Raw genomic sequence first — 26,963 nt, 5'->3', positions numbered from 1 at the left:
TGTGCTCAGGACGTGGAATCCCTTTGGGTTCCGACGTTGGGGTTAGACCATGTCATTCGATTTCGGCACGCCGCGCATGCGGCGTGCGTGTCGGCGCGCGCCCGTGCTGTGGGCCGCGCTGCTGGCGGCGGGCGCCGTTCACGCGCAGCAGTCGCCGTTCACGCTGGACGCCGCGCTGCGGTCCGCCACCGATCGTTCCGCGTCGATGCAGGCCGCGCAGGCTTCGGTGCGCGCGAGTTCGGAAGCAGCCGTCAAGGCCGGCCAGTTGCCGGACCCGATGCTCAAGGCCGGCATCGACAACCTGCCGGTCAACGGCGGGCAACGCTTCACCGTCGGCCAGGACTTCATGACGATGCGTCGCATCGGCATCGAGCAGGAATGGGTGTCCGGCGACAAGCGGCGGCTGCGCTCGGCGCTGGCCGACCAGCAGGTTGGCCGCGAACGTGCGGGGTATCTCGTGCAGCTCGCCGCTGTGCGCCGGCAGACCGCGACGGCCTGGCTCGATGCCGTCTATGCAAAGCAGGCGCTCGCGCTTCAGCAGGCGCTGCTCGCGCACATGAACCATGAACTCGACGCGACGCAGGCGTCGTATCGCGGCGCGAAGGCGAGCGCGGGCGATGTCGTGCAGGCCCGCGCGATGCTCGCTCAAACGCGGGATCAGGTGCTCAAGGCGCAGCAGGCGTATCGCTCCGCACTCGTCGCGCTTGCCCGCTGGACGGCCACGCCGGTCGCGGACGTGACGGGCACGCCACCCGCGCCCGAATCCTTCGTGTCGTCGCTGCCGCCCGACGAGCTGCGTCTGTCGCAACCGGCGCTCGTCGCCGCCGCAGGCGACATCGCGGTTGCCGAAGCCGACACCGCGGTCGCGAACAGCGAGCGCAGCCCGAACTGGACGTGGGAAATCGCGTACCAGCAGCGCGGCGGCGCGTATTCGAACATGGTGTCGGTCGGCGTCTCGATCCCGTTGCCGCTCAACCGCAAGAATCGCCAGAACCGCGACGTCGCCGAGAAGGCCGCGCTCGCGACGAAGGCGCGGCTGATGTACGAGGACACGCTGCGTCAGGTGCAGGCCGATATTCGCACGCAGTCCGAAACGCTGGCGAACGGCCGCGAACGCATCGCGAACCTGAGCGCATCGCTGTTGCCCGCCGCCGATCAGCGCGTGCAGCTTGCCAACGCCGCCTACCGGGCCGGCACGGGTTCGCTTGCCGACACGTTCGCCGCGCGGCGTGCGCAACTGGAAGTGCAGTTGCAGGTGCTCGATCTCAGGCGCGACGTGTCGCAGACCTGGGCGCAGCTCGAATATCAGGTCGTGCCGGCGACGCTGGCCGCCGCGCAGTGAAGGAGAACCTCATGACGAAGCAATCACTGGCGCGCGCGGTGCTGATGACGTTCGCTGCCGCGGCGCTGCTCGGCGCCGGCTATTTCGCGGGCGTTCGCCATGCGGCGGGCGGCGCGGGGGCGGTCGCAGCGCCCGCTGTCGCACCAGCCGGCGAGACCGATCCAAAGGCGGGACGCAAGGTGTTGTACTGGCACGACCCGATGGTGCCGAACCAGCACTTCGACAAGCCGGGCAAATCGCCGTTCATGGACATGCAGTTGCAGCCTGTCTATGCGGACGAAGGCGGAGGTTCTTCGGGAATCCGGATCGATCCGGGCCTGCAGCAGAACCTCGGCATTCGCTATGCGACCGTCCGACGCCAGCAGACGGCGGCCGGATTCGATGCGGTTGGCACCACGCAGTTCGACGAATCGCGCGCGGACGTCGTCCAGTCGCGCGTCACCGGTTACATCGACCGTCTCTATGCGCGCGCGCCGATGCAGCGCATCGCGAAGGGCGCGCCGGTCGCGTCGCTGTTCGTGCCGGACTGGCTCGCGCCGCAGGAGGAATATCTCGCGCTCAAGCGCGGCGGGATGGACGGCAGCCTGCTCGATGCGTCGCGTGCGCGCATGCGGGCGCTGTCGATTCCCGACGGCGTGATCGCGAATCTCGATCGCACCGGCCGCGCGCAGACGCACGTCGTGCTGACCGCGCCGGAAACCGGTGTCGTCAGCGAGTTGAACGTGCGCGACGGCGCGATGGTCGCGCCCGGGCAGACGCTCGCGAAGATCGCCGGGCTGTCGACGCTGTGGCTGATCGTCGAGGTGCCGGAAGCGCTCGCGCTGAACGTGCGGCCGGGGATGTCGGTCGACGCGACGTTCGCGGGCGATCCGGCGCGGCACTTCACCGGGCGCATCCGCGAAGTGCTGCCCGGCATCAGCACGGGCAGCCGCACGCTGCAGGCGCGCGTGGAGCTCGACAACGCAACGCTGAAGCTCACGCCAGGCATGCTGATGCGCGTGCGCGTCGCCGCGAAGGAGTCGGTGTCGCGCCTGCTCGTGCCGGCCGAAGCGGTGATCGCGACCGGCAAGCGCACGATCGTCATCGTGAAGAACGGCGACGGCAGGCTTCAGCCGGTATCGGTGACGGTGGGCAACGACGCGGGCGGCGACACGGAAGTGCTCGACGGGTTGAACGAAGGCGATACGGTCGTCGCATCGGGGCAGTTCCTGATCGATTCGGAAGCCAGCATGAAAAGCGTGCTGCCGAAGCTGGAGCAGGCCGCGGGAGCAAGCACGCCGGCATCGTCCGCCGCCGCCGCGCCGATCTACGAAACCACCGGCAAGGTCGAGAAGATCACTGCCGACGACATCACGTTTTCGCATCAACCTGTTCCGGCGCTCGGCTGGGGCGCGATGACGATGGCGTTCGGCAAGCCGTCGGCACAGGCGTTCCCGGACGTGAAGCCGGGCCAGACGGTGCGTTTCGCGTTCACGCAGACCGACGACGGCTACCGGCTGACGAAGGTCGAGCCGCAAGGAGGTGGGCAATGATCGCGCGCATCATTCGCTGGTCCGTCCGCAACCGTTTTCTCGTGCTGCTGGCCACCGTGTTGATCGCCGCATGGGGCGTTCATTCGCTGCGGCAGACGCCGCTCGATGCGTTGCCCGACCTGTCGGACACGCAGGTGATCGTGAAGGCGTCGTATCCGGGCAAGGCGCCACGGGTCGTCGAGGATCAGGTGACCTATCCGCTGACGACGACGCTGCTCGGCGTGCCCGGCGCGAAAACCGTCCGCGCGTACTCGTCGTTCGGCGACGCATTCGTCTACGTGCTGTTCGACGACCGCACCGATCCGTACTGGGCACGTTCGCGCGTGCTCGAATACCTGAGCCAGGTACAGAGCCGGCTGCCGGCCGGCGCGACCGTGTCGCTCGGGCCGGATGCGACCGGCGTCGGCTGGGTGTACGAGTACGCGCTGGTCGACCGCACCGGCCGTCACGATCTCGGGCAACTGCGCGCGCTCAACGACTGGTTCCTGAAGTTCGAGCTGAAGGCGGTGCCGGACGTATCCGAAGTCGCGAGCATCGGCGGCATGGTGCGCCAGTACCAGGTCGTGCTCGATCCCGACAAGCTGCGCGCGTACGGGATCACGCAGGCGGCAGTGGCGGACGCGCTTCGCCAGGCCAACCAGGAGTCCGGCGGATCGGTCGTCGAGCTGGCCGAGTCGGAGTACATGGTGCGTTCGTCCGGCTACCTGCGCACGCTCGACGATTTTCGGCACGTCGTGCTGCGCACCGACGACGCGGGCACACCGGTGCTGCTCGGCGACGTCGCGCGCATCCAGGTCGGTCCGGCGATGCGGCGCGGGATCGCGGAGCTGAACGGGCAGGGCGAGGTGACGGGCGGCGTGATCGTGATGCGCTCGGGCAAGAACGCGCTGACGACGATCGACGCGGTGAAGGCGAAGCTCGCCGACCTGAAGCGTTCGCTGCCGCCCGGCGTCGAGATCGTCACGACCTACGATCGTTCGCAACTGATCGAGCGCGCGGTGGGCAACCTGAAGGACAAGCTGATCGAGGAATTCGTGATCGTCGGCATCGTCTGCGCGGTGTTCCTGTTCCATCTGCGCAGCGCGTTCGTCGCGATCCTGTCGCTGCCGCTCGGCGTGCTGGCCGCGTTCATCGTGATGCGCTACCAGGGCGTGAACGCGAACCTGATGTCGCTCGGCGGGATCGCGATCGCGATCGGCGCGATGATCGATGCGGCGATCGTGATGATCGAGAACGCGCACAAGCATCTGGAAGCATACGGCCACGCGCATCCCGGCGAGCCGATCACAGCCGCGCGCCGCTGGGAACTCGTCGCGGCGTCGGCCGCGGAAGTCGGGCCGGCGCTGTTCTTCTCGCTGCTGATCATCACGCTGTCGTTCGTTCCGGTGTTTTCGCTGGAAGGGCAGGAGGGCAAGCTGTTCGCGCCGCTGGCGTTCACGAAGACCTACACGATCGCCGCGGCCGCCGGCTTGTCGGTCACGCTGGTGCCCGTGCTGATGGGCTATCTCGTGCGCGGCCGCATTCCGCACGAGCACGTGAACCCGATCAACCGCGTGCTGATCCGGCTCTACCGGCCGCTGCTCGAAGCGACGCTGCGGCGCCCGTGGTTCGCGATCGGCGTCGCGATCGTCGCGCTCGTGCTGACGGCCGTGCCGTTGTCGCGGCTCGGCGGCGAATTCATGCCGCCGCTCGACGAAGGCGACCTGCTGTACATGCCGACTGCGCTGCCCGGCATCTCGGCCGACAAGGCGAGCGAGCTGCTGCAGCAGACCGACCGGCTGATCAAGACCGTGCCCGAGGTCGACACCGTGTTCGGCAAATCGGGACGCGCGGATACCGCGACTGACCCGGCGCCGCTCGAGATGTTCGAGACGACGATCCGCTTCAAGCCGCGCAGCGCATGGCGGCCCGGCATGACGCCGGAGAAGCTCGTCGACGAACTCGATCGCACGGTGAAGGTGCCGGGCCTGTCGAACGTGTGGGTGCCGCCGATCCGCAACCGGCTCGACATGCTGTCCACCGGCATCAAGACGCCGGTCGGCGTGAAGATCTCCGGGCCGGACCTGAAGGAGATCGACGCGATCGCGACGCAGGTCGAGGCAGCTGTGAAGCACGTGCCGGGCGTCACGTCCGCGCTCGCGGAGCGGCTGAACGGCGGCCGCTACATCGACGTCGATATCGACCGGCTCGCCGCCGCGCGCTACGGGCTGTCGGTCGCCGATATCCAGTCGGTCGTGTCGTCGGCGGTCGGCGGCGACGATGTCGGCGAAGTGATCGCGGGGCGCGAGCGCTTTCCGATCAACATCCGCTATCCGCGCGAGATCCGCGATTCGCTCGAGAACCTGCGGCAACTGCCGGTCGTCACGGCACGCGGCGCGCAGATCCGCCTCGGCGATGTCGCGCGCATCGCGATCGCCGATGGTCCGCCGATGATCCGCAGCGAAAACGCGCGGCTGTCCGGCTACGTGTATGTCGACCTTCGCGGCACGGATCTGAGCACGGCGGTTCGCGCGATGCAGCAGGCCGTCGCGCAACAGGTCGCATTGCCGCCCGGCTATTCGATCGCGTGGTCGGGGCAGTTCGAGTATCTCGAACGCGCGGCGGCGACGCTGCGCACCGTCGTGCCGGTGACGCTCGTCGTGATCTTTCTGCTGCTGTTCCTCACGTTCGGCTCGGCGGCCGACGCGCTGCTGCTGATGTCGACGGTGCCGTTCGCACTGGTCGGCGGCTTCTGGCTCGTGTGGGCGCTCGGTCATGCGGTGTCCGTCGCGACGTCGGTGGGCTTCATCGCGCTGGCAGGCGTGGCCGCCGAGTTCGGCGTCGTGATGCTGCTTTACCTGAAGGGCGCGCTGGCGCGCCGGCTCGACGTCGGCGAACCGCTGACCGATGCTTTGCTGCTCGATGCGATTCGCGAAGGCGCGGTGCTGCGCGTGCGGCCGAAGGCGATGACGGTTGCCGTCGTGCTCGCCGGCCTCGTGCCGATCATGGTCGGGCACGGCGCCGGCTCCGAAGTCATGCAGCGCATCGCCGCGCCGATGGTCGGCGGCATGGTCACCGCGCCGCTGCTGTCGATGTTCGTCATTCCCGCCGCATGGCTTCTGCTTCAGCGCCGTCGTGTGCGAAGCGCGAGCGATGCGCGGCATTCCGATGCAGTTCCTCACGGCATGAACGTGCCATCCACCCAAACCGGAGAATCACGATGAAGAAACTGATTGCTACCACCGCTGCCGTTCTCGCGATCGGCGCTCTTGCAACGCCGGCCTTTGCCGCCGGCGACATGTCGGGCATGAAGATGTCGTCCGATGGCTCGGCCGAGTCGAATGCCGCGCTGACCGATGCCGAAGTGAAGAAGGTCGATGCCGCGACCGGCAAGGTCACGCTGAAGCACGGCGCGCTCGACAACGTCGGGATGCCGCCGATGACGATGGCGTTCAAGGCGAAGGACGCGGCCATGCTCGCGCAGGTGCATGTGGGCGACAAGGTCAAGGTCCGGATCGAGAACGTCAACGGCACGATGACGATCGTCAAGCTGGTGAAGGCATCCTGATCGTCCGGGTGCGGGTGTTGCTTTCGCCAGCATCCGTGCAACGATGCACACCGCGCCGGCGCGGCGGTCGTTGCCGCGTCCGCGCGTGTGCGCGTATCGGGCAATGCGCCCGATTCCGGCGTCAGCGCGCCAGCGTCAGGAACAGATACACCACATAACCCGCGCCGTTCGCCAGCAACGCCCAGATCGCGAGCCCGCGCGGGCGGGCATTGACGCGCAGCCACGCCGCCGCCGCGAGCGTAATGATCACGCCGGTCAGCACTTCGAGGCGCGGTTCCCACGGCGTCAGCATGATGCCGATCGCCGGCAGCAACGTGCCCTGGAACACCATCGCGCCGGTGATGTTGCCGAACGCGAGCGTATCCTTCTTGCGGCGGATCCACAGCACGCTGTTGACCTTCTCTGGCAATTCCGTGGCAATCGGCACGATGATCAGCGACAGCAGCAGCGCCGATATACCGAGCACGTGCGACACGCCCTCCACGCCGTGAATGAAGCCCTTCGCACCGCCGACCAGCAGCGCGACGCCGAGCAGCAACTGCAGCGCGATGGTCGCCAGGTTGGTCGGCAGGCCCGTGCGCGCCAGGAACATCGTATGCGGCGCCTCGGTGCCGTGCCCGGCATCGACGAGCTGGTTCGACGCGCGGAACGTCATCACGACGTACATCGCGTAGATGCCGACCAGCATCGCGGAAAGCAGCGCGCGCACGGCCCAGTCGTGATGCGGGACGAACATCGCCGCGGTCGCCAGCGAGAACGCGGCCAGGAAGTAGTTCATGTCGCGCACGAAACCCGTGCGTTCGGGCGCGATCGTGCCGCGCAGGCCGCGCGAGCGGATCACGGCGAGCGTCATCAGGAAGGTGGTGAGCGTCGCGAGCATCAGCGGCGCGCCGAGAATCGCGCCGACGCCGATTTCCTCGTTCACCGCCTGGTTCGCCGTGCCGCCGGCCAGCGCGAGCAGCGGCACCATCGTTTCGGGCAGCGCGGTGCCGACGGCCGCGAACAGCGAACCGGTCACGCCTTCGGAAATCTTCAGACGTTCGCCGAGATGTTCGAGCGCATTGGTGAAGAGTTCGGCGGCCACGAGGATCACGATCAGCATGAACGCCAGTTCGACGAACATGAAAGTCATGCGGCACCTCCGCAGGCTGGTGCGTAGCGGGCGATGGGGCGCGGGGGAACGGCTGGGAGGAACATGGGGACTCCGTGGTCGGACGCTGACGAACCATGGCACATCCGCCGACGTCCGACCAGGAACGACGCGATGTGCCCATGGTCTCGCCAGACCGAATCGGCCGAACGCGCCACGGCCGAAAGCCGAGTGTGTTGACGCGTTCGCTTTCCGCGGGGCGGAAAGCAGGCTACTCCCCAAAGACGAAGAGCAGTCTAGCGGAGCGGATTTCTTTCGACAAGCCTTCGTTTCGAAAGAATGGTTTTTCGCGGATGTCGCGGTTCGACCCAATCTGGACCGTCACGCCTTCCGAAAGCGGTCACTCACGAGTGCGTTTCGACTATGAACATCCGCGCTTGCTGGGCTTCCCGACGTTCGGCCTTGATCGGCGCATACCTCTCGGAATTGTAGAAGGCCAGCGCCTGGGCGAGAGTCGGAAACTCAAACACGCCGGCCATCGGCAGCGGCGCCTCATCCCCCTCTAGAATCTGCGCAACAGGACCGAAATGCAGGATCTTCCCGCCCGCCTCTGTTAGCGCCGCCTGAAAACGTGGGGCGAGCGCGGCCTGCTTGGCGGAGTCGATGACGCGTAGGTTGACGTGTACGTATGCTGGCATTGTGCCCTCACTAATAATGCATATACATTATTATGCAAGGATAGTGCTGTCAACGAGGTAGACGTGAACGGTTTTGATCCAGAATCTTTGAAAGACGTCGCAGCGGAGTGTCCGGGCTTCCAGGCTCGTGCAACGGCGCGTGCACTAACGCGCTACTACAATGCCTGTTTCAAGCCGCTCGGGCTGACGGCCGAGCAATTCAGCCTCTTGGTTGGGATCGGTGCGGCCGAAGGGGCGACGCTCGTCGAGCTTGCCGATAGTGCCGGGGTCGATCCGACTACCCTCAGCCGGAATGTTCAGAATCTGGAGAGCAGAGATTTGGTCAGCGCGACAGGCGGACGTGGTCGCGCTGGAAAGCGGCTGGTTCTGACGACATCGGGGCGTCAACTCATGGTCGACGCGTTCCCGGTGTGGAATTGGGCCAAGGCGGAACTCGCCCGTCGGATGGGCGATGAACAACTTCGTTCGGCAAGGAAGGCAATGGCGAAGCTGGCCAAGGCCGCAGAATCCTCGTCGACATAACATGACCCTGGAGCGACGAGGCTCGAGACAATATCGGAAAGGCTAATCAACGTGCGACGATCCCGGATTGTGCACTGCGTGGGGCACTGTTTTTGTCCGAAATAGACGCCACCCACGACCGCTATGGAGAACATTTTGCGCTTTACGGCTATGACCGCTCGTGGCCGCACCCTGACGCTGGGGCATGTAACGGCCGCGAACTCCCGTTGTCCATACGCAGTCGCCCAATCATGAAGCGTAGCCACACCGGGGAGCCTCTTTCCGCTCGGCCAGGAGGGTTCAGAAAGTCACCGGATAAGCTATCCGAAAACTCGGGCCCATACCGCCCGAAGGCGTCGCGCGCGGTCTTCGAAAAGATATGAGGCCACCAGCGTCAAGAGACCTGAAATTGCACCCGTCAAGATGTGCTCGACATAGGGGATACGGTAGTGACTCGTATGCGAGTAGGCGTCGCCTAGCGTTGTCAGGAAGCCAACGACCAGCGCATTGCCGTATCGATGCTCGTAGAGTTTCGCCGCAGGCGTGAAAGTCAAAAGTACAGCCAGGAGCCCGGTAAGCAGACCTGTATGAAATGCAATCGTCCAGTGGGCAACGCTCGTAATACTGCCCCAGCTCCCCGGCATGCAGGTCATACATGCACTGGTCGGCTGCCAGAAACGCTGGATAAATAGCCTGGCACGGTGCTTCCAATCAGCTGACATGATGCATTCCCATCAATCAATGCCGTTGTCACGGCCGACGCCACCACACGTATCGTTGAAGCGGTTTCCAAACCCTTTAACGAGCTTGCCGCCCTCGTCACGGATGGTTGGCGGTGCGCCGCAGAGGCCGAGCAATGACTTGGACATGGGGGAATACTACTCCACGATTGCGCGGCCACCCGCTGCACGGAACCGCGTTTGGCCTACGCCGATCGCGGCTAAGACTTCGAGCGACATCGACGAGCGTTGCTCAATCGCGGTATCGAGCCGGTGATCGCGAGGTACCGTACCGGCATTCACGGCGCGTTCCTCGAACTCGGCTGCGGCCTGATCTGCTGGAATACCGTTCACCGGGCCGGCCGATCTTTACGGGACCGTCTCTAAGGACACAAATACCTATCGTGCCCAACTGTCGTAAATGACAGTTACCCACTTTAGTGATTGGGAATAACGTCCGTTCATCCATTAAATGCTGGCGTATGGATACGACGAACATAAAGAGCCAGTGCTTAGTAGGTGGAGGAGATAGATGAGAAAGATGCTGTATCGGCTTGCTTTCGTCGCGACATTTATCTGGGCCGCTTCGGTCAACGCCGCCGAGGTGCTAAGCGCCGCAACCGCCCACACGGCGCGCGACATGTGGCATCAATACATGGATACGCACGGAGACTGCGGCAGCAATACCGCTCCCGTATTTTTATGCACCGGTATCATCATTCGCGAAACCGTACCGGGGCCAGGCTATTATTCGTGGCAACCTTCTCCTGAAGACGTGGCAACCGGTCGCGTCTCGTTTTCCTATCTTCGCAAAGACGCAAAATTCGGCGGATTCAAGAACGGCGGCTCGAACGGCTTCACGCTGTTTCCGGTTCTCGGCCCGTACAAGGGGCCGGCGGATAAAACGAAGCTCGAGGTACTGTGCGCTTTTCCCATGGACGGCTGGACCGACCGCCGATCGACGGACCATGGGTGCGGACCGACGCAGACGTTTCCTGCGCAGAGCGTCCTTTGTCAGCAGCAAGGAATCGTTACCGCTGAAGCATGGTTGAACGATTGGAACGCGGCGCCTGCAGGAAGTAATAGAAACCTTTATCAATGCGGTTTCGATGTGCGGCACGGTTCACCCTTTGGTGATACAACTGGCGCATTTAACCAGTTGATCAGGGCAATGCAACTACTGGGCGAGACCGAGTTCCGCGACCACAATGAGCTCGTGATCGCCGCGTGGCCGGCAAACCTCAATCCCGCAGAGCTACCGATTCAATCGTTCTTCTATGTGGCGAACGGTTCGGAGCCCGGTGGCCAAGCGCTCGCGAATGCGCAAAAGGATCAGAAAGACTATTACAACGTCACCAACGGCGGCTTCGTCCCGATCGTCCGTATCACCCCGCCGCAGTCGATGAGTGACGACTACGATTTTCATTTCAAACCGGAAGATCAAGCCGTTCCGATTCCGTAAGTCGGCTCACGGGCAGGCGAGGTAACCATGCGTGGGGCCCGCCCGCCGCAGCGCGATTCGAAACAGGCATGCGGCGTGGGTTCTTCTCGCGCTGCGGCCTGGTGACGGTAGTAACGACTCGATCAGTGTCGGCAATTCATCGTCGATGACGAGCTTGCCCATCTCCACGATCCCGGTTGCTCCAATGCCTGGGGCGAACCGCTCGCCGCGAAAGTTGACAGCTTCACTGGGCCTTTTTGAAACCGTCTCTGAACTGGCCGGCAAGCGCTCTCCCGCCCGATCTATATTCTCGCCTCGATCGCCCAGACTTCCCGGCAGTCGCCGACGGCGTCGATCCCGCCGCGAGCGGGATCGGCGGAGCATGCGATGTCGATCCGAACACGATGGCACGTGTCACCCTGCCCGCAGCCGCTCGACTTGCCGCCGCGCAACCCGGATGTCGTCCTGGCACTCAACTCTTGTCCGAATCTGCCGTTAACTCAGGGCGGCTGCCCCTGAGAGGGCGGTGCGCCGGCGTGTGGATTCGCCGGACAAGGGGGCGTCGGCCGTGGTCTCGGGGTCAAAGTGCCGCGCGCGTCGCCACGACGCCTCAAGCGATGGGTCGATTCCCCGTTTGCGAGTTCGATGAGTACGCAACCATTCGGGGCAAGTGAGATCGTATCTTGCCTGCCGCCGCGGGCGAGCCCGAAGGTTGCCGGATCGACGTGCGCCGGCGAGGATTTTTCGTCTTGGTTAGAGAATGTATCCGAACAGCTACGATGTTCCGATTGCGCGCCTCGTTGCGCGTCAGATTCTGTCCTGCGCGCCCGCCACGCCGGTGCGGGAGGTCGCGCGACGCATGTTCGCCGAACGTTGCAGCTCGATCGTCGTGATGCAGGATGAAGAGGTCGTCGGGATCTGGACCGAGCATGATGCACTGTCGGCCGGCGACGATCCGCGCGAACTCGATAGGCCGGTCAGCGAGGTGATGAGTCATCCGGTGCTGACGCTCGAGGCCGATACGCCGCTGGGTGAAGCCGCGATGAAGTTCAAGCAGTCGGGCGTGCGGCACTTCGTGGTGGTCCGGGATGGCGCCGCGATCGGCGTGCTGACGCAGACCGACGTCGTCGTGAACCAGGGGCCGGAATTTTTCCTGCACCTGAAGCCGATCGAATCGATCTGCGTCCATCCGCCCGTTGTGGTGCCCGAGCGGGTCGCACTGCACGAAGTCATCGCGCGGATGCGCGCGCAACGGCTCGATGCGATCCTCGTCAGCTACGACGACGGCGAGCATGGCATCCTGACCGAACGGGACATCGTCCGGCTCTTGGCGGACGGCGGGGCCCAAGGTGTGGTCGGGGCCTATGCGAGCAAGCCGCTGCAGATGCTGACCGCCAAGCAGAGCCTGTATGCGGCGCAGCGCTTCATGACCGAGCACAATATGCGGCATGTTGGCATCCAGGACGAGGATGGCAGGCTGACCGGGCTGCTCTGTTTCGCGGATGTGCTGCAGAGCATCGAGCACGAATACGCGAACGAGCTGCGCAGCGCCTTGCGCGAGCGCGACGAAGCGCTGGGTCTCGCGCGCTTCAACCTGCGCATGGCGGACCGGGTGTTCGAATCGGCACTCGAAGGCATCATGGTGACCGACCGGCACGCGAAGATCGAGCGCGTCAACCAGGCCTTCACGCGCCTGACCGGGTACACCGAGGACGAAGTGATCGGGCGCAACCCGGGCCTGCTGAGTTCCGGGCGCCAGACGCCCGATTTCTACAAGCAGCTGTGGCATTCGCTAACGACCGATGGCCACTGGCAAGGCGAAATCTGGAATCGCCGCAAGACCGGCGAGCTGTTTCTCGAATACCTGACGATCACCAGCATTCGCGACAGCGAAGGCGAGATCTCCCACTACGCGGCGATCTTTTCCGACATCACGCAGCGGCGCCAGGCGGAGGAGCGGCTGGGCTATCTCGCCACGCACGACGTGCTCACCAATCTCGCGAACCGGATGCTGTTCGAGGAGCGGCTCGCGCACGCGATCGTCCACGCGAAGCGGCTCGGTCGCAAGGTCGCGGTGATGTACCTCGATCTCGACCGCTTCAAGCTGGTCAACGATACGCTCGGCCACAACGCCGGCGACGAGGTGCTGAAGATGGTCGCGGAGCGCATCGTCGCGAAAGTGCGCGCGAACGACACGGTGGCGCGCATGGGCGGTGACGAATTCGCGCTCGTGCTCGAGGAGGTCGACGATGTCCGCGACGTCGGGCGAGTTGCGCGCAAGCTGCTGGACGAAGTGGGGCGGGCGATCGATATCGGTGATCGCGAGATCTTCGTGACGCCGAGCATCGGCATCAGCATCTATCCGGACGACGGCACCGAGGCGGAGGACTTGATCCTGCTCGCGGACCAGGCGATGTACGGCGCGAAGAGCCGCGGCAGGAACGTGTTCCAGTTCTTCGAGAGCAAGATGACGTCGTCGGCGATCGAGCAGCTGGAGACGCTCGGCGAGTTGCACCGCGCGCTCGAGCAGAATGAATTCCGCCTGTTCTACCAGCCGCAATACGATCTGGCCAGCGGCCGGATCGTCGGCGTGGAGGCGCTGCTGCGCTGGTTGCATCCGCGCAGGGGCCTGGTGCCGCCGGGCGATTTCATCGGGCTGGCGGAGCGGTCCGCGCTGATCGTCCCGATCGGCAGGTGGGTGCTGCACGAAGCCTGCCGGCAGGCGCGTCGCTGGCTCGACGAGGGCTTCGAGTTCGGGCGTGTGTCGGTGAACGTGTCGGCACGGCAGTGCTTTACCGACCACTTCCTCAGCGACCTGACGACCATTCTCAGCGAAACCGCATTGCCGGCCGAATGCCTGCAGCTCGAGTTGCTCGAAAGCATGGCGATGAACACCCGCGAGGAAATGGGCATCCTGCTGCGCGAACTGGCGACGCGGGGGATCAGCCTGGCGATCGACGATTTCGGTACGGGCTATTCGTCGCTGGTGTATCTGAAGGATCTGCCCGTCGATACGCTGAAGATCGATCAGTCGTTCCTCGCGGACTGCGGTTCGGGCAGCACGGACGACGCGATCGTGCGAGCGATCGTCGCGATGGGGCGCGCGCTGGGGCTCGATGTCGTGATGGAGGGCGTCGAGACGGCAAAGCAGCTGGCCTTCCTGCAGGAGATCGGTTGCCACCAGGGGCAGGGCTTCCTGTTCGCGCGGCCGCAGCCCGCCGACCAGCTGGCCGGCATCTCGTCGCGCCGCGGCGCTGAATTGCTGGCAGAGTGAGCCGGTCGCGGGGCGCGCCGCGGCGCGTTCACGCGCCGGCGGGTTGACTGACGCATGCGGTGCGGACCGGCTGCCGCACGGCGCGTAATCGGTCGAAGTCGTTACCGTTCCAATGACACTTCAGCTGGTGGGTGAGGGGCATATGACGTTTTTCCGTCATTTCCGCCTGCATGGCACGATTTGAGGGATGTCCGTAAAATACGCCTTCTCAGGGTATTTGGCCAACGACTCCGTCATGCATCGAATCGGGTTTTTTGTTTGCAGTGGCTACGACGCTCTCGATCTTGGGGGGCCACTGTCGGCCTTTAATCAGGTGGCCACAGCCGCTGGCCATACTCCGTACGATCTTCATGTCCTCTCGGAGTCTGGGGGCCCGATACGTGGCAATACCGGCCTTTCGATCGAAACCAAGCCGGTCGGAAGGCGCATGTTTGACACCGTCGTTTTCGTGGGCGGTGATATCAGCCCGATGCAGACACCGGGGAACATCGCCGCTGCCAGGAAATTGTGCGCCAGGGCGTCGCGGGTGGCGAGCGTGTGTACGGGAGCGTTTCTGCTTGCGGAAACCGGCTTGCTGGACGGCTTGAGAGCAACCACGCACTGGCGGTACGCTGCGCTGTTGCAGTCCCGCTTCCCTCGCGCCCGGGTCGAGGGTGACAGCATCTATATCGTAGACGGCCGCATCTGGACGTCGGCAGGCATTGCCTCCGGAATTGACCTGGCGCTCGGCTTGATCGAAAGAGATATGGGTGCGGAAGTCGCGCGCGCTGTTTCCAGGCTTCTGGTTGTTCCGTACCGTCGACCGGGCGGGCAGTCCCAATTCTCTGCCATGTCGCAAATGGAGCCTGAATCGGATCGTATCCGCATCGCCCTGAACTTCGCGAGAGAACATCTGGCCGAAGCGCTACCCGTGGAGCGACTCGCCGATGCGGCAAGATTGAGTCCGAGGCAGTTCGGACGAGCGTTTCGTCGGGAAACCGGGGAAACACCTGCCAAGGCGGTCGAACGTTTGCGCGTCGAAGCTGCGAGGCTGCGCCTGCAGGACGGTAGTGAACCCATCGAACAAATTGCTCTGGCCGTGGGATTCACTGATCCGGAACGCATGCGGAGGGCCTTTATCAAACTGTATGGCCACCCTCCGCAGGCGATCCGGCGCGAGAGCAGATTGAACAGTGCGCGCTGATCGAGCGCCGGGCTATTGGCGCTCGCGGTACGTGACTACCTGGATCGCGGGGCGTTCAATGGCCATCGGACTTCTGGGCAGCGTAATCATTCCAGATGTCGCGATGCAATTTCCACGCGCCGCCCTCCTTCAGAAAGAGGAGGATCTGCTTACCGCGGTATTTGAGGTTTCCAACATGGTCGCGGATTTCCGCATCCGAAACCTCCGTCACGGTCCGGTCGTTACCGTAGAACTCGTAATTGCTGAACGATACGGTGTCGGGTTTTGCCCCGGCATACCCGTTGGCGAAGTGCGCGGCAATCGCGCTGCCCCCCGTCACCCTGTCGCCGCCGGGCGGCAGGAGTGCGCCGTCTTTCGTATACAGACGGCCTATCGCGTCATAGTCCCCTCGCGCAAAGGCATCCGCCCATCGCGCGTTTTCGGCTTTGATGGCCGCTTCGGTTTGAGGCTGCGGGCCGCCGGCAATGGCTGGCACCGCAAACGCGAAAAAGGTAGAGCAGGCTGCAAGGGCTGCAGTAAAACGACGAATCTGTTGCATTTGAGGATTTCCGATCAGGGTTTGAATCGAAGGGGCTGCGCCAGTTTGGGCAGGTGAGGCAAGCGATGTCGGCCGCGGCTTCATCGAAACGCGTGCAAGTCCCACCGACATTGGCCGCGGGCATCTCAGCGAACGCCAGGGATGCGTGCGAGCCCCCTGGATGCACCAGGCAGTTCCTTGTCGACCATCGCGATGATTTCCGGCCGTGCGTCTCTGGGATGACCGGAATGGAACGGCGGAGCGGGATCGTATTCGATCACGAGTTGCGTGAATTCGGCGGCCTGCCGACCGCGCAGCTTCTCTGCGACGCGAAGTGCGAAATCGATGCCCGCCGTCACGCCGCCGCCGCTCATGAAGCGGCCGTTGTCGTCTTCCACGAACCGATCCGGCACGGGGATCGCGCCATATTCGGACAGCTTGTTGACGAAGGCCCAATGGCAGGCGCTTCGCTTGCCCTTGAGAATGCCCGTCGCAGCGAGCACCAGCGATCCGTTGCAAACCGACGTTACATGTTTGGCGCTTTCCGCCAAACGCCGGATCTGCGCTTGATACTCGGGCCGCATCGGCGCCGTCAAATCGGACCCGCCGGGCACCAGAATCAGGTCCGTCTTTTCGATATCGGCCAGTCGTTCGGTCTTGCCATACACGACCCCGAATTCGAGGGTCACGTTGCCCCCATTGAGGCTCGCATAGCGAACGTTCGTATTCGGCAACCGGTGGAAAATTTCGCTGGGGCCGGCGAAGTCGAGAAGCGTCCCGCCGTCGTAATTGACAATCAAAATGTTGAGCGGGTCATCCGGAGCAAGTTCTCCGTTGCTGGCGGCCCGCGCGAGAGCAGGCGTGGTGTGGCCAAGCAGGGCTCCGCCACCCAGCACGGCGCCCAGCGTGGCGATGCTGCCGAGCTTGAGAATATCGCGGCGCGAGCGGCCTGCTCCGGTGAGTGCCTTTCCGTAGGCATTCTTTTCGCTGCTGTCGGTCAAGATCATTTCTCCTTGCGCTTCGGCCCCTCCGTGCGCAACAGGGTTGGGGCCGGATTGAAAACCACCACGACACGCATGCGGGTGGACGTGTGATCAAGGTGTGGATGAGCCGGAAGAACGTGCAGGGCTCTTGAATCGGAACGCGCAGGCTTAAAGCTGCGAGGCGCCGCCATCGACAACCAGCTCGCTGCCGACAACGTAGGAGGATTCGTCGCTGGCGAGATAGAGCGCCGCGTAGGCAATGTCCTCTGCCTTTCCCAGATGGCCTACCGGGATGGTCTTCGCGAACTCGCTTTTGAAGTTGCGGACATCCTCGTCCGACATCCCCCACTTGCTGAGCAGGGGCGTGTCCGTGCCGCCAGGCGCGATCGCGTTGAACCGGATCTTGCGATCGAGAAACTCGTGGGACCAGCTACGGGCAAGCGATCGCACGGCGGCCTTCGCCGCTGCGGTCAACGAGATGCCATGCTTGCCGGTCTGGGCGACGAACGATGTGTTGAGGATGACTGAGGAGCCCTCTCGCAAGTCCGGCAGAACCGCTTGAAGCGTGAACACCACGCCCTTGACGTTGATGTCCATGATCTCGTTGTAGAGGTGGTCGTCGATGTCGTTGACCGCGGACGGGAAAGCCCAGCCAGCGTTGGCGAACACGACATCCAGTCCGCCGAACTGCTCTTTTACCTCTGCGGCAATCGCTCGCATGTCCTCGATCGAACGTACATCGCCCTTGAGAACCAACGCATTCTCGCCAAGCTCGGCCTTCACGCGCTCGAACACTGCATCGTCGCGACCGGTAACCGCAACTCGGGCGCCTTCTGCAATGAAAAGCCTGGCGGTCGCGAGACCGATGCCGCTGGTACCGCCCGTAATCAAAGCTGACTTGTTCTTGAGCCTCATCTTCCGTTCCTTTCTTTTCTCGAGATTGATCACACCGGAGGCACAAGGTGCAATCGCGTTCGTGCACGTGTTCCGGCTTGATACCTGCGCAAATTATGAAACCTGGATTGGATGGCTCAAAGGTCGTATAACCCTCAAAATGCGTCATTCAATTTAACCTGATGACGAACTCACCTTGCGGTTTACTGGCGGCCGTGCGCAACAATGCCGGGCCAGGCGGCTGATCCGAAAACCAAGCGAAGCCCCTGACTCTCTATTAACGTCGGCGCGTCCGTGTGCCGCGTTTCACCGGCCCGCAGTAGTATCGGTGGCGTCCCGTGTCAGGATTCCCGAATCGAGAGCGACCCATGCAGACCGAATCGTCGACCGGCATTCTTCGTCAGATCCCGCGCAGCGTCTGGGTACTGGGCTGCGTCAGCCTGTTGATGGACGTATCGTCGGAGATCATCCACAGCCTGTTGCCGATGTTCCTGATGGCGGGGCTCGGCGCGAGCGCGACCGCGATCGGTGTCATCGAGGGGATCGCCGAGGCGACGGCGCCGGTCGTCAAGGTGTTCTCCGGCACGTTGAGCGACTATCTGCGCAATCGCAAGTGGCTGGCGGTCGCCGGATACGGACTCGGCGCGCTCAGCAAGCCGCTGTTCGCCATCGCGCCGACGATCGGCGTCGTGGTGACGGCGCGGATCGTCGACCGGATCGGCAAGGGAATCCGGGGCGCTCCGCGCGACGCGCTCGTGGCCGACGTCACGCCGGTCCACCTGCGCGGCGCCGCGTACGGGCTGCGGCAGTCGCTCGACACGGTGGGTGCGTTTCTCGGGCCGCTGCTGGCCGTCGCCATCATGCTGATGTGGCGCGACGACTTCCGCCTCGCGTTCTGGCTGGCCGTGATCCCGGGCATGCTGGCCGTGGCGCTGCTCGCGTTCGGTATCGAAGAGCCGGCGCGCGCACCGGGCGACAAGCGCGTCAACCCGATCCGCCGCGACGTCGTGAAGCAACTCGGCGCGCGCTACTGGTGGGTCGTCGCCGTCGGTGCCGTGTTCGCGCTGGCCCGCTTCAGCGAGGCTTTCCTGGTGCTGCGCGCGATGGGCAGCGGTGTACCCGTTGCGCTCGTTCCGCTCGTGATGGTGGCGATGAACGTCGTGTACGCGTTGTCGGCCTATCCGTTCGGCAAGCTCGCCGACACGACGAGCCACACGAAGCTGATGGTGGCCGGACTCGTCATGCTGATCGCAGCCGACCTCGTGCTCGCGCACGGCACGCACTGGGGAACTGTACTCGTCGGCGTGGCGCTGTGGGGGCTCCATATGGGGATGACGCAAGGGTTGCTCGCCACGATGGTCGCGCATGCCGCGCCGTCCGAATTGAGAGGCACGGCGTTCGGCGTTTTCAATCTGCTCAGCGGCGTCGCGACGCTCGTATCGAGCGTCGTCGCCGGCATCCTGTGGGACAGGGCGGGCGCCGCGGCGACGTTCTACGCGGGGGCGGTGTTCAGCGCGGCGACCATTGCGCTGCTCGTCCGCTTGCGCGGATCGTTCGATGCCGTGCAAGCGCGGTGATCGCAAGCCGGCAGCGAACTGCCAAACTAACTATCGGTGCCGCGCGGAAAGTAAAGCGCGAACGTCGTGCGTCCGTCGCTGCTTGCGACCTCGACCTTGCCGCGATGCAGTTCCATGATCGACTTGACGATCGCGAGCCCGAGCCCCGCGTTCCGCGCCGCACCGTGCCGCGACGAATCGATGCGGTAGAAGCGCTCGAAGATCCGGTCGACCTGTTCGGGCGGAATCGCGGCGCCGCGATTCGTGACCTCGACGACCGCGTAACCGGCCTGCACGGAAACGGCCAGTTCGATCGTCGACGCGGCTTGCGCATGTTCGAGCGCGTTCGATGCGAGGTTGCTGACTGCACGCCGGAATAGCGTTGCGTCCGCAACGACCGGCGCATTGCCGCGCACGTCGATGCGCACGCCGGCCTCGTCGGCCAGTGCCTGGAAATACGACGCGAGCCGGCGCAGTTCGCTGCCCGCGTCGAGTTCGGCGGTTTTCAGGTGCTGCCGCGCATTGTCGGTGCGCGCGAGAAACAGCATGTTCTCGATCATCCGCTGCAGCCGTTCGCATTCCTCGATATTCGAATCGATCAGCGCTTCGTATTCTTCGGTCGTGCGTGCGCGCGACAACGTGATCTGCGACGAGCTGATCATGTTGGCGAGCGGCGTGCGCATGTCGTGCGCGAGATCGGACGAGAACTGCGACAGCCGCACGAACGCGCGTTCGAGACGGTCGAGCATCCGGTTGACCGAGGTCGCGAGCTCGCGCAGCTCGACCGGGCCGCCGCGCGCATCGAGGCGCGCGTTCAGGTTGTGCGCCTCGATGAGCGACGTCTGCCGGCCGAGGCTCTCGACCGGGCGCAGGCCGCGCGACGCGACCGCATAACCGAGCGCGCCGACCAGCAGCGCGCCGACGGCGGCCGCGAGCCAGATGTCGACGCGATAGCTTTCGAGCAGTGACTGGCGATCCGTCGCCGTGCGTGCGAGCGCGACCTGGATCGCCTCGCCGGACGGCAGCGTGGCGCGTGCATAGACGCAGCGCGACGCGCCGATGCCGGGCGGCGAGCAGGTGAACGGGTCGCCGGGTTTACCGGTTCCGCTGGCCGCATGCGGCGCGGCGATCACCGTGGCGAGCGTATTGCCGGCTTCGTCGGTGTGCTCGACGAGTGGGCGGTTCTGCCCGTCGTAGATGCCGAGATAGACGCCCGGATGCGACAGCAGCACCTCGTGGAACACGGCCGGATCGGCGCGCAGCGCGGCTGTCGATCCGCTCGCGTGCGCGAGCTGCAGGAACTGGTTGAGCTTGCCGGAGATCTCGATGTCGTCGCGCCGCGTCAGTTCGGCGGACAGCGAACGATAGAGGTACGCGCCGGTCAGCGCGAACACGAGCGCGGCGACGACGGCGAACGCGAGCGTCAGGCGCCGCAGCAGCGAATACGAAGCCGGGCTGGCGGTCACGAACGATCCTCGAGCACGTAACCCATGCCGCGGATCGTGTGGATCAGCTTCCTGTCGTAAGCATTGTCGATCTTCGCGCGCAGCCGCTTGATCGCCGCATCGACGACGTTCGTGTCGCTGTCGAAATTCATGTCCCAGATCTGCGACGTGATGAACGTGCGCGTCAGCACTTCGCCCTCGCGTTCCGCGAGCAGTTGCAGCAGCGCGAATTCCTGCGCGGTCAGGTCGATGCGGTGGTCGGCGCGCCGTACGCGGCGCTTGATCAGGTCGACTTCGAGATCGGCCACATTCAGGATGTCGCGCACGTTGCGCGGCGCGCGGCGCAGCAGCGAGCGGATGCGCGCGAGGAACTCGGCATACGCGAACGGCTTGAGCAGGTAGTCGTCGGCGCCCAGTTCGAGGCCGGCGACCTTGTCCTCGATCGCCTCGCGGGCCGTGAGCAGCAGCACGGGCGTCTGCTTCTGCGCGCGCAGCCGCCGGAGCACCTCGAAGCCGTCCATCTCCGGCAGCATCACGTCGAGTACGACGAGATCGAAATCCTCGTGCAGCGCGAGGAACAGCCCGTCCTTGCCGTTCTCCGCGATGTCGACCGTGTAGCTCGCCTCCATCAGCCCCTTCCGGAGGTACGACGCCATCTTGGGTTCGTCTTCGACTATCAGTATCCGCATGGTGAGGCAGGCTGTCCGTGGTTCCAGCCGGTCAGTGTAACGCCTGAGCTTACGGTGCCGCGCGTGCGCGAAAGATGACCGGCGGATGACGGAATTTTCATGAAGTGCTGACTCGTCGCTTCGCCCGCGTTTCATGAAAATCCTGTCATGTTTCGACCATGTCGTCGTCACGGCGGCGGCGATAAGCTGCAGCCGTCCTGTCCCCGGAGCGCGCCGTCGCGGTGCTGCGCCGGCCCATCCGGTCGTTGCTTGCCTGATTCCGTTTCCATGTCGTATTGGCGCAAATTCATCCTCGTCTTGCTGCTGGCGCTGAGCCTGCCGATCCAGTCGTTCGCGACCTTGTCGATGCAGTGCGCGGGCGCTGCGGTGCCGCATGCGAAAGAGGCGCCGCACACGATGTCGATCGCGCAGGGCACGCAGGAGAAACAGGGGGATCACGACAGCCACGCGCCGTCGTGCGCCGCCTGTGTGTCCTGCTGCTTCGGCACGAGCATGTCCGGTGTGCCAGCGGTACCGGCTGCGTCGGACGCCAGCATCGCGATCGCGTCGTATTCGCCTTCGGCAGTCGTCGTGTCGTTCCTGACCGGCGGCATCGAGCGGCCGCCTCGCCGGATTCCCGTCTAGTCCCTGCCCGCGGCCGACCGGCCGCGACCCGCAATCCGCTCCGCCGGCTGCACGCCAGCCGCCGGACGACTCACGACGAGACTTTTTCATGCGATTGATCACTGCGGCGCTGTTGAGCGCGGCGGCCATCGTGCCGTCGCTCGCGCCTGCGCAACCCCCGCTTCCCGATCCGGCGGACGCCGCCGCGACGGTGCCGGACGTCACCGTGACGTCCGCGTTCGACGGCTACCGGCCGTATCGGGACGACGAAGGCCCGGGCTGGAAGCAGCTGAACCGGGACGTGATGGAGCGGCCCGTGAAGGGGCACACGACCGGCGCCGCGAAGCCCGGCAACCCGGCGGGCAACGGCGGCGCCCATTCGACGCACGGAGGGGCCGCGCGATGAGGAACCTGGCGATATCGCCGCGAATCGGCGCGGCCGCAGTCGCGCTGGCATTCCTCGCGGGCTGCACGACGTTTTCGAAGGACGGCGGCTTCGGCGCCGTGTCGTCCACCGCGTCGGAACGGATCGGGAAAGACGCCGTCGTCGTCCGCACCGATGCCGACCGCGAAGCCGTCGACAAGCGGACCCGGGAATTGCTCGCGAAGCCGCTGTCGATGGACGATGCAGTTCAGGTCGCGCTGCTGAACAACCGCGGCCTGCAGGCGTCGTACGCGGAGCTCGGGCTGTCGGAGGCCGACCTAGTGCAGGCAGGCCGACTGCCGAACCCGCGCTTCTCGTTCAGCCGCACGCGCGCCGGCGACGGCGAGCTGAGCCTCGGCCGCACGTTCTCGGCGAACGTGTTCGCGCTGCTGACGATGCCGCTCGCGACGAACCTCGAGCGCCGCCGTTTCGAACAGACCAAGCTCGAAACGGCCGACGCGATGCTGAAGGTGGCGGCCGACGCGCGCCGCGCGTATGTCGAGGCCGTCGCTGCCGAGCAGGCCGCGAACTATGCGCAGCAGGTGCGCGATGCTGCGAGCGCGGCTGCCGAACTCGCACAGCGCATGCGGCAGGCCGGCAACTTCAGCCGGCTCGATTACGCGCGCGAACAGGCGTTCCATGCCGACGCGGTCGCGCAGCACGCGAAGGCGTGCCAACAGGCCGTGACCGCGCGCGAGAAGCTCACGCGTGCGATGGGGCTGTGGGGCGAGCGCGCGCAGTACGCGCTGCCCGACCGTTTGCCCGACCTGCCGAACGCGCGCCCGGACCTGCCCGATCTCGAACGCTTCGCGATGAGCAACCGTCTCGATATCCAGGCCGCGAAGCTGCAGACGCAGGGCGTCGCGTCGTCGCTCGGCCTCAGCAAGGCCACGCGCTTCGTCAACGCGGTCGATCTCGGCTACGTGAACAACTACGAGACCGGCAAGGGCCACGAGCACGGTTACGAGATCAGCGTCGAGATTCCGCTGTTCGACTGGGGCGGCGCGAAGGTCGCGCGGGCCGAGGCCGTCTACATGCAGTCGGCGAACCGGCTCGCGAAGACGGCCATCGACGCGCGCTCCGAAGTGCGCGAGTCGTACGCGGCATACGTGACGAGCTACGACGTCGCGAAGCACTATCGCGACGAAGTCGTGCCGCTGCGCAAGACGATCTCGGACGAACTGCTGCTGCGCTACAACGGGATGCTCGCGAGCGTGTTCGAGCTGCTGGCCGATGCGCGCGAGCAGGTCGGCGCGGTGAACGGCTACATCGATTCGCTGAAGGACTACTGGCTCGCCGAAACCGATCTGCAGATGGCCGTCGGCGGCCGGCTGCCGACTTCGGGCCCCGCGCCGCGCGCGGCGGTTTCCGCCGAACCCGAACCCGGAACCGACGCTGCGCCGCAGCCGGCTTCCTCACCCGCGGCGCAACCCGCGCCCGCAACGCATCCTGAAGGTCATTGACATGGTGTCCCGTCGACAATTTCTCAGCGGCTCGGGCGCCGCGCTGCTGGGCGCGGCGATGGTCAGCAAGGCCGGCGCCGCGTCGCTGCCCGAAGCGCCCACGATGGCGAAAACCGCCACGCAGCCGCCGCTCGTGCCGCCCAACGGCCGCCCGTACACGCCCGTCGCGACGCTGAACGGCTGGACGCTGCCGTGGCGGATGAAGAACGGCTGGAAGGAATTCCACCTGACGGCCGAGCCGGTCGTGCGCGAGATGGCGCCCGGCATGAACGCGAACCTGTGGGGCTACAACGGCCAGTCGCCGGGCCCGACGATCGAGGCCGTCGAAGGCGACAAGGTCCGCATCTTCGTGACCAACCGGCTGCCCGAGCACACGACGATCCACTGGCACGGGCTGCGGCTGCCGAACGGGATGGACGGCGTCGGCGGCCTCACGCAGCCGCATATCCCGCCCGGCAAGACCTTCGTCTACGAGTTCCAGCTCGAATCGCACGGCACGTTCATGTATCACCCGCACGCCGACGAGATGGTGCAGATGGCGATGGGGATGATGGGCATGTTCATCGTGCACCCGAAGGATCGCGGCACGATGCCGGTCGATCGCGACTTCGTGTTCCTGCTCGCCGCGTACGACATCGATCCCGGCAGCTACACGCCGCGCGTGAACGAGATGACGGATTTCAACATGTGGACCTTCAACTCGCGCGTGTTCCCGGGCATCGACCCGCTGCCGGTGCGCGCGGGCGACCGCGTGCGGATTCGTTTCGGCAACCTGACGATGACGAACCATCCGATCCACCTGCACGGCTACAGCTTCGAAGTCGCGGGCACCGACGGCGGCTGGATTCCGCCGGCGGCGCGCTGGCCGGAAGTGACGGCCGATGTCGCGGTGGGCCAGATGCGCGCGATCGAGTTCACCGCCGATCGCCCGGGCGACTGGGCGTTCCATTGCCACAAGTCGCATCACACGATGAATGCGATGGGCCACCAGGTGCCGAACCTGATCGGCGTGCCGCAGAAGGATCTCGCGAAAAAGATCGGCAAGCTCGTGCCCGACTACATGGCGATGGGCAGCACGGGCGGTGCGATGGGCAACATGGAGATGCCGCTGCCCGACAACACGCTGCCGATGATGACGGGCACGGGCCCGTTCGGGCCGCTGGAGATGGGCGGCATGTTCACGGTGCTCAAGGTGCGGCAGGGGCTCGGCCGCAACGACTATCGCGATCCGGGCTGGTTCCGGCATCCGAAGGGCACCGTCGCGTACGAATACACCGGCGAATTGCCGGACGGCTGAGCAGCAGTAGCAGCAAGCGGCGGCCGTGCCGATGCGGCTGCCGGTTTCGATTCACTCACTCGGGAGCAAGCATGATGAAGAAGGGACTGGTTTCGATTGCAATGGGTTGCGCGCTGGCGTTCTCCGCCGCGTCGTACGCGGCCGGCGACATGGCCGGCATGGACATGAGCGGCGGCGCGAAGCAGGGCGCCGACGCGAAGCGCGGGATGTCGCACGGCGAGATCCGCAAGGTCGACACGGCCGCGGGCAGGCTCACGATCAAGCACGGCCCGCTGGACAACCTCGGGATGGACGCGATGACGATGGTGTTCAAGGTGAAGGACCCTGCAATGCTGTCGCAGGTGAAGACAGGCGACAAGATCGACTTCGTCGCCGAGGACGTGGGCGGTGCGTTGACCGTCGTCGAGCTGAAGAAGCCGTGACGCCGGGCATGAACATGAAGATCACGACTCTCACGCGGCTGGCCGCCTTCGCCGCGGCCGGCGCGATTCTCGCGGCCGCGCCGGTCGCGGCATCGGCGCACGGCAAGCTCGAAAGCGCCGCGCCCGCGACAGGCAGCACGGTCGATACGGCGCCCGACGCGTTGCGGCTTACGTTCAACGAAGACCTCGAACCGACATTCAGTTCGGTGAAGGTGTCGGACGCGAACGGCAACGCCGTCACGCAGGAAAAGGCGAAGGTCGATGCGTCGAATCCGCGCGTGATGACCATCGCGATGCCGAAGCTCGCGCCGGGCGCGTACACGGTGCAGTGGGCGGTGATGACGGCCGACGCGCATCGCACCAAGGGCACCTATACGTTCAAGGTGAAAGGGTGAACGAGGGTTTCGTCGGCCTGCTGCGGCTCGTATCGGTGGCGATCCAGAACGCCGGGTTCGCGGTGATCGTCGGCGCGTTGCTCGGCAGCCACTGGCTCGCGCGCGGCGCGTCGGCGTGGCAGCACGGCATCGCGCGGCGTCTCGTCGCGACGCTGCGCATCGCGTCCGTCGCGTCGCTGCTCGCGAGCATCACCACGTTCTGGGCGCACTGCGCGCTGATGAGCGAAGTGTCGATGCTCGACGCCGGGCCGGCCGTCCGCGCGATGCTCGTGGGCACCGGCTTCGGCCATGCGTGGCTGGCCGGCGCCGTGTTCATGGCTGTTGTCGTGCTGCTGTCGTTCATCAGACATGCGAACGACACGCGCTTTCCGTTCGCGATGTGGGCAGCGCTCGCATGCGTCGCGCTCGCGCGCAGCAACGGCGGGCATCCGGTCGACGCAGGGCTGTTCAGCGTGCCGGTGTGGGTCGACTGGCTGCATCTGCTGGCGATCAGCGCGTGGGTCGGGCTCGTGCTCGTGACGGCGTTCGGCGTGATGCCGCGGCTCGTCGGCATGCCCGCGGGCGAACGCGAGACCGGCGCGTCGTTCGTGCAGTCGCTTTCCGATGCGTCGACCTATGCGTTGATCGTGCTGTTCGCGACCGGCGCGTACAACGGATGGCGCGGCGTCGATACGCCCGCCAACCTGCTCGCATCGACATACGGGCAGATCCTGTTGCTGAAGCTCGCGCTCGTGCTGATCGCAGCGGCGCTCGGCGGACACAACCGGTTCTTCGGAATGCCGAAGCTGCTGGCCGCGTTGAAGGACCCGGCCGCCGCGATGCCGGCCGGCCCGTTGCGCCGGTTCGGCGCGGTGTTGCGGATCGAGGCGGTCGTGCTGGCCGGCGTGCTGATGGTGGCGGCCGTGCTCGTGTCGAGCGCGCTGCCGGGGACGGTCTAGCGCGACGGTG

General features: G+C 65.3%; 25 protein-coding genes, 1 pseudogene and 1 riboswitch. Of the genes and pseudogenes, 17 read left to right on the top strand and 9 right to left on the bottom strand.

The features are described 5' to 3' along the window. The first annotated feature begins 49 nt into the window (after positions 1-49). From AC3WLY_RS02220 to AC3WLY_RS02205, 4 genes are read left to right on the top strand one after another with little or no spacing between them, the layout of a single operon-like run. On the top strand, positions 50-1,342 hold the full coding sequence (locus AC3WLY_RS02220) for a TolC family protein (protein WP_492310164.1): 1,293 nt from the start codon (positions 50-52) through the stop codon (positions 1,340-1,342). A gap of 11 nt (positions 1,343-1,353) precedes the next feature. After that, positions 1,354-2,874 carry an efflux RND transporter periplasmic adaptor subunit gene (locus tag AC3WLY_RS02215; protein ID WP_492310163.1) on the top strand — a complete coding sequence of 507 codons (1,521 nt, stop codon included), beginning with the start codon at positions 1,354-1,356 and terminating at the stop codon, positions 2,872-2,874. Further along, on the top strand, positions 2,871-6,077 hold the full coding sequence (locus AC3WLY_RS02210) for an efflux RND transporter permease subunit (protein ID WP_492310162.1): 3,207 nt from the start codon (positions 2,871-2,873) through the stop codon (positions 6,075-6,077). Before AC3WLY_RS02215 ends, AC3WLY_RS02210 begins: the two co-directional genes overlap by 4 nt. Beyond that, on the top strand, positions 6,068-6,421 hold the full coding sequence (locus tag AC3WLY_RS02205) for a copper-binding protein (protein WP_492310201.1): 354 nt from the start codon (positions 6,068-6,070) through the stop codon (positions 6,419-6,421). Before AC3WLY_RS02210 ends, AC3WLY_RS02205 begins: the two co-directional genes overlap by 10 nt. Before the next feature lie 121 nt (positions 6,422-6,542). Here AC3WLY_RS02205 and AC3WLY_RS02200 read toward each other — a convergent pair whose 3' ends face one another. Together AC3WLY_RS02200 and AC3WLY_RS02195 are read right to left on the bottom strand one after the other, a co-directional pair. Further along, positions 6,543-7,553, bottom strand: a complete 1,011-nt coding sequence (locus AC3WLY_RS02200; RefSeq protein WP_310130686.1) for a calcium:cation antiporter family protein — start codon at positions 7,551-7,553, stop codon at positions 6,543-6,545. A 73-nt stretch (positions 7,554-7,626) separates the two neighbouring features. Next, a riboswitch (yybP-ykoY riboswitch) is annotated at positions 7,627-7,803 on the bottom strand. A 112-nt stretch (positions 7,804-7,915) separates the two neighbouring features. Further along, entirely contained in the window at positions 7,916-8,209 is a 294-nt protein-coding gene (locus tag AC3WLY_RS02195) for a DUF1330 domain-containing protein (RefSeq protein WP_175960396.1), read from the bottom strand. 63 nt (positions 8,210-8,272) lie between these two features. Here AC3WLY_RS02195 and AC3WLY_RS02190 point away from each other — a divergent pair, with 63 nt between their 5' ends. Next, positions 8,273-8,731: a MarR family winged helix-turn-helix transcriptional regulator gene (locus tag AC3WLY_RS02190; RefSeq protein WP_310130691.1), complete on the top strand. Its 459-nt coding sequence runs from the start codon at positions 8,273-8,275 to the stop codon at positions 8,729-8,731. Positions 8,732-9,030: 299 nt separating this feature from the next. Here the strand turns inward: AC3WLY_RS02190 and AC3WLY_RS02185 are convergent, their stop codons facing one another. Then, the gene (locus AC3WLY_RS02185) at positions 9,031-9,432 is read right to left on the bottom strand and encodes a hypothetical protein (protein WP_244137281.1); all 402 of its coding nucleotides are present in this window, start codon (positions 9,430-9,432) and stop codon (positions 9,031-9,033) included. A gap of 12 nt (positions 9,433-9,444) precedes the next feature. Continuing rightward, positions 9,445-9,579, bottom strand: coding sequence for a hypothetical protein (locus tag AC3WLY_RS02180; RefSeq protein ID WP_279610699.1), 135 nt, complete (start codon positions 9,577-9,579; stop codon positions 9,445-9,447). A gap of 20 nt (positions 9,580-9,599) precedes the next feature. Between AC3WLY_RS02180 and AC3WLY_RS02175 the strand changes: the two are divergent. The 4 genes and pseudogenes from AC3WLY_RS02175 to AC3WLY_RS02160 form a co-directional block, all read left to right on the top strand. Further along, a pseudogene (locus AC3WLY_RS02175) lies at positions 9,600-9,816 on the top strand (IS5/IS1182 family transposase); the annotation flags it as partial. 145 nt (positions 9,817-9,961) lie between these two features. Then, positions 9,962-10,891, top strand: a complete 930-nt coding sequence (locus tag AC3WLY_RS02170) for a hypothetical protein (protein WP_310130700.1) — start codon at positions 9,962-9,964, stop codon at positions 10,889-10,891. Between the two features lie 739 nt (positions 10,892-11,630). Next, positions 11,631-14,144: an EAL domain-containing protein gene (locus AC3WLY_RS02165; RefSeq protein ID WP_492310161.1), complete on the top strand. Its 2,514-nt coding sequence runs from the start codon at positions 11,631-11,633 to the stop codon at positions 14,142-14,144. A gap of 235 nt (positions 14,145-14,379) precedes the next feature. Next, entirely contained in the window at positions 14,380-15,327 is a 948-nt protein-coding gene (locus AC3WLY_RS02160; RefSeq protein WP_492310200.1) for a GlxA family transcriptional regulator, read from the top strand. 55 nt (positions 15,328-15,382) lie between these two features. On the opposite strand, the gene AC3WLY_RS02155 is transcribed toward AC3WLY_RS02160, so the two are convergent. The 3 genes from AC3WLY_RS02155 to AC3WLY_RS02145 form a co-directional block, all read right to left on the bottom strand. After that, positions 15,383-15,865 carry a YybH family protein gene (locus AC3WLY_RS02155; protein ID WP_175960404.1) on the bottom strand — a complete coding sequence of 161 codons (483 nt, stop codon included), beginning with the start codon at positions 15,863-15,865 and terminating at the stop codon, positions 15,383-15,385. A gap of 125 nt (positions 15,866-15,990) precedes the next feature. Next, complete coding sequence (locus AC3WLY_RS02150; protein ID WP_175960406.1) at positions 15,991-16,845, bottom strand: DJ-1/PfpI family protein; 855 nt, start codon at positions 16,843-16,845, stop codon at positions 15,991-15,993. 150 nt (positions 16,846-16,995) lie between these two features. Then, on the bottom strand, positions 16,996-17,742 hold the full coding sequence (locus AC3WLY_RS02145) for an SDR family oxidoreductase (protein WP_425130488.1): 747 nt from the start codon (positions 17,740-17,742) through the stop codon (positions 16,996-16,998). Between the two features lie 347 nt (positions 17,743-18,089). On the opposite strand from AC3WLY_RS02145, the gene AC3WLY_RS02140 reads away from it, so the two are divergent. Beyond that, positions 18,090-19,298: an MFS transporter gene (locus AC3WLY_RS02140; protein WP_492310160.1), complete on the top strand. Its 1,209-nt coding sequence runs from the start codon at positions 18,090-18,092 to the stop codon at positions 19,296-19,298. Positions 19,299-19,324: 26 nt separating this feature from the next. Here the strand turns inward: AC3WLY_RS02140 and AC3WLY_RS02135 are convergent, their stop codons facing one another. Both AC3WLY_RS02135 and AC3WLY_RS02130 read right to left on the bottom strand, forming a co-directional pair. Beyond that, a complete protein-coding gene (locus AC3WLY_RS02135) occupies positions 19,325-20,743 on the bottom strand; it encodes a heavy metal sensor histidine kinase (RefSeq protein WP_175960412.1) in 1,419 nt (472 codons plus the stop codon). After that, positions 20,740-21,411, bottom strand: a complete 672-nt coding sequence (locus tag AC3WLY_RS02130; RefSeq protein ID WP_175960414.1) for a heavy metal response regulator transcription factor — start codon at positions 21,409-21,411, stop codon at positions 20,740-20,742. The genes AC3WLY_RS02135 and AC3WLY_RS02130 overlap by 4 nt, the downstream gene beginning before the upstream one ends. Positions 21,412-21,678: 267 nt before the next feature. Here AC3WLY_RS02130 and AC3WLY_RS02125 point away from each other — a divergent pair, with 267 nt between their 5' ends. From AC3WLY_RS02125 to AC3WLY_RS02095, 7 genes are all read left to right on the top strand, one after another. Continuing rightward, positions 21,679-22,035, top strand: coding sequence for a hypothetical protein (locus AC3WLY_RS02125; RefSeq protein ID WP_492310159.1), 357 nt, complete (start codon positions 21,679-21,681; stop codon positions 22,033-22,035). Between the two features lie 88 nt (positions 22,036-22,123). Next, entirely contained in the window at positions 22,124-22,420 is a 297-nt protein-coding gene (locus AC3WLY_RS02120) for a hypothetical protein (RefSeq protein WP_492310158.1), read from the top strand. Then, positions 22,417-23,901, top strand: a complete 1,485-nt coding sequence (locus tag AC3WLY_RS02115) for a TolC family protein (protein WP_492310157.1) — start codon at positions 22,417-22,419, stop codon at positions 23,899-23,901. The genes AC3WLY_RS02120 and AC3WLY_RS02115 overlap by 4 nt, the downstream gene beginning before the upstream one ends. A 1-nt stretch (position 23,902) precedes the next feature. Then, positions 23,903-25,198 (top strand): multicopper oxidase family protein, encoded by a 1,296-nt coding sequence (locus tag AC3WLY_RS02110; protein ID WP_072438338.1) that lies wholly within the window; start codon positions 23,903-23,905, stop codon positions 25,196-25,198. A gap of 74 nt (positions 25,199-25,272) precedes the next feature. After that, positions 25,273-25,620: a copper-binding protein gene (locus tag AC3WLY_RS02105; protein ID WP_175960849.1), complete on the top strand. Its 348-nt coding sequence runs from the start codon at positions 25,273-25,275 to the stop codon at positions 25,618-25,620. Positions 25,621-25,634: 14 nt separating this feature from the next. Further along, on the top strand, positions 25,635-26,015 hold the full coding sequence (gene copC / locus AC3WLY_RS02100) for a copper homeostasis periplasmic binding protein CopC (protein ID WP_175960423.1): 381 nt from the start codon (positions 25,635-25,637) through the stop codon (positions 26,013-26,015). Beyond that, positions 26,012-26,953, top strand: a complete 942-nt coding sequence (locus AC3WLY_RS02095) for a copper resistance D family protein (RefSeq protein WP_175960425.1) — start codon at positions 26,012-26,014, stop codon at positions 26,951-26,953. The genes copC and AC3WLY_RS02095 overlap by 4 nt, the downstream gene beginning before the upstream one ends. Positions 26,954-26,963: the final 10 nt, after the last annotated feature.

The sequence above is a fragment of the Burkholderia sp. FW306-1C-G01B genome, assembly GCF_058781685.1.
This window is presented reverse-complemented; position numbering and strand designations above follow the sequence as displayed.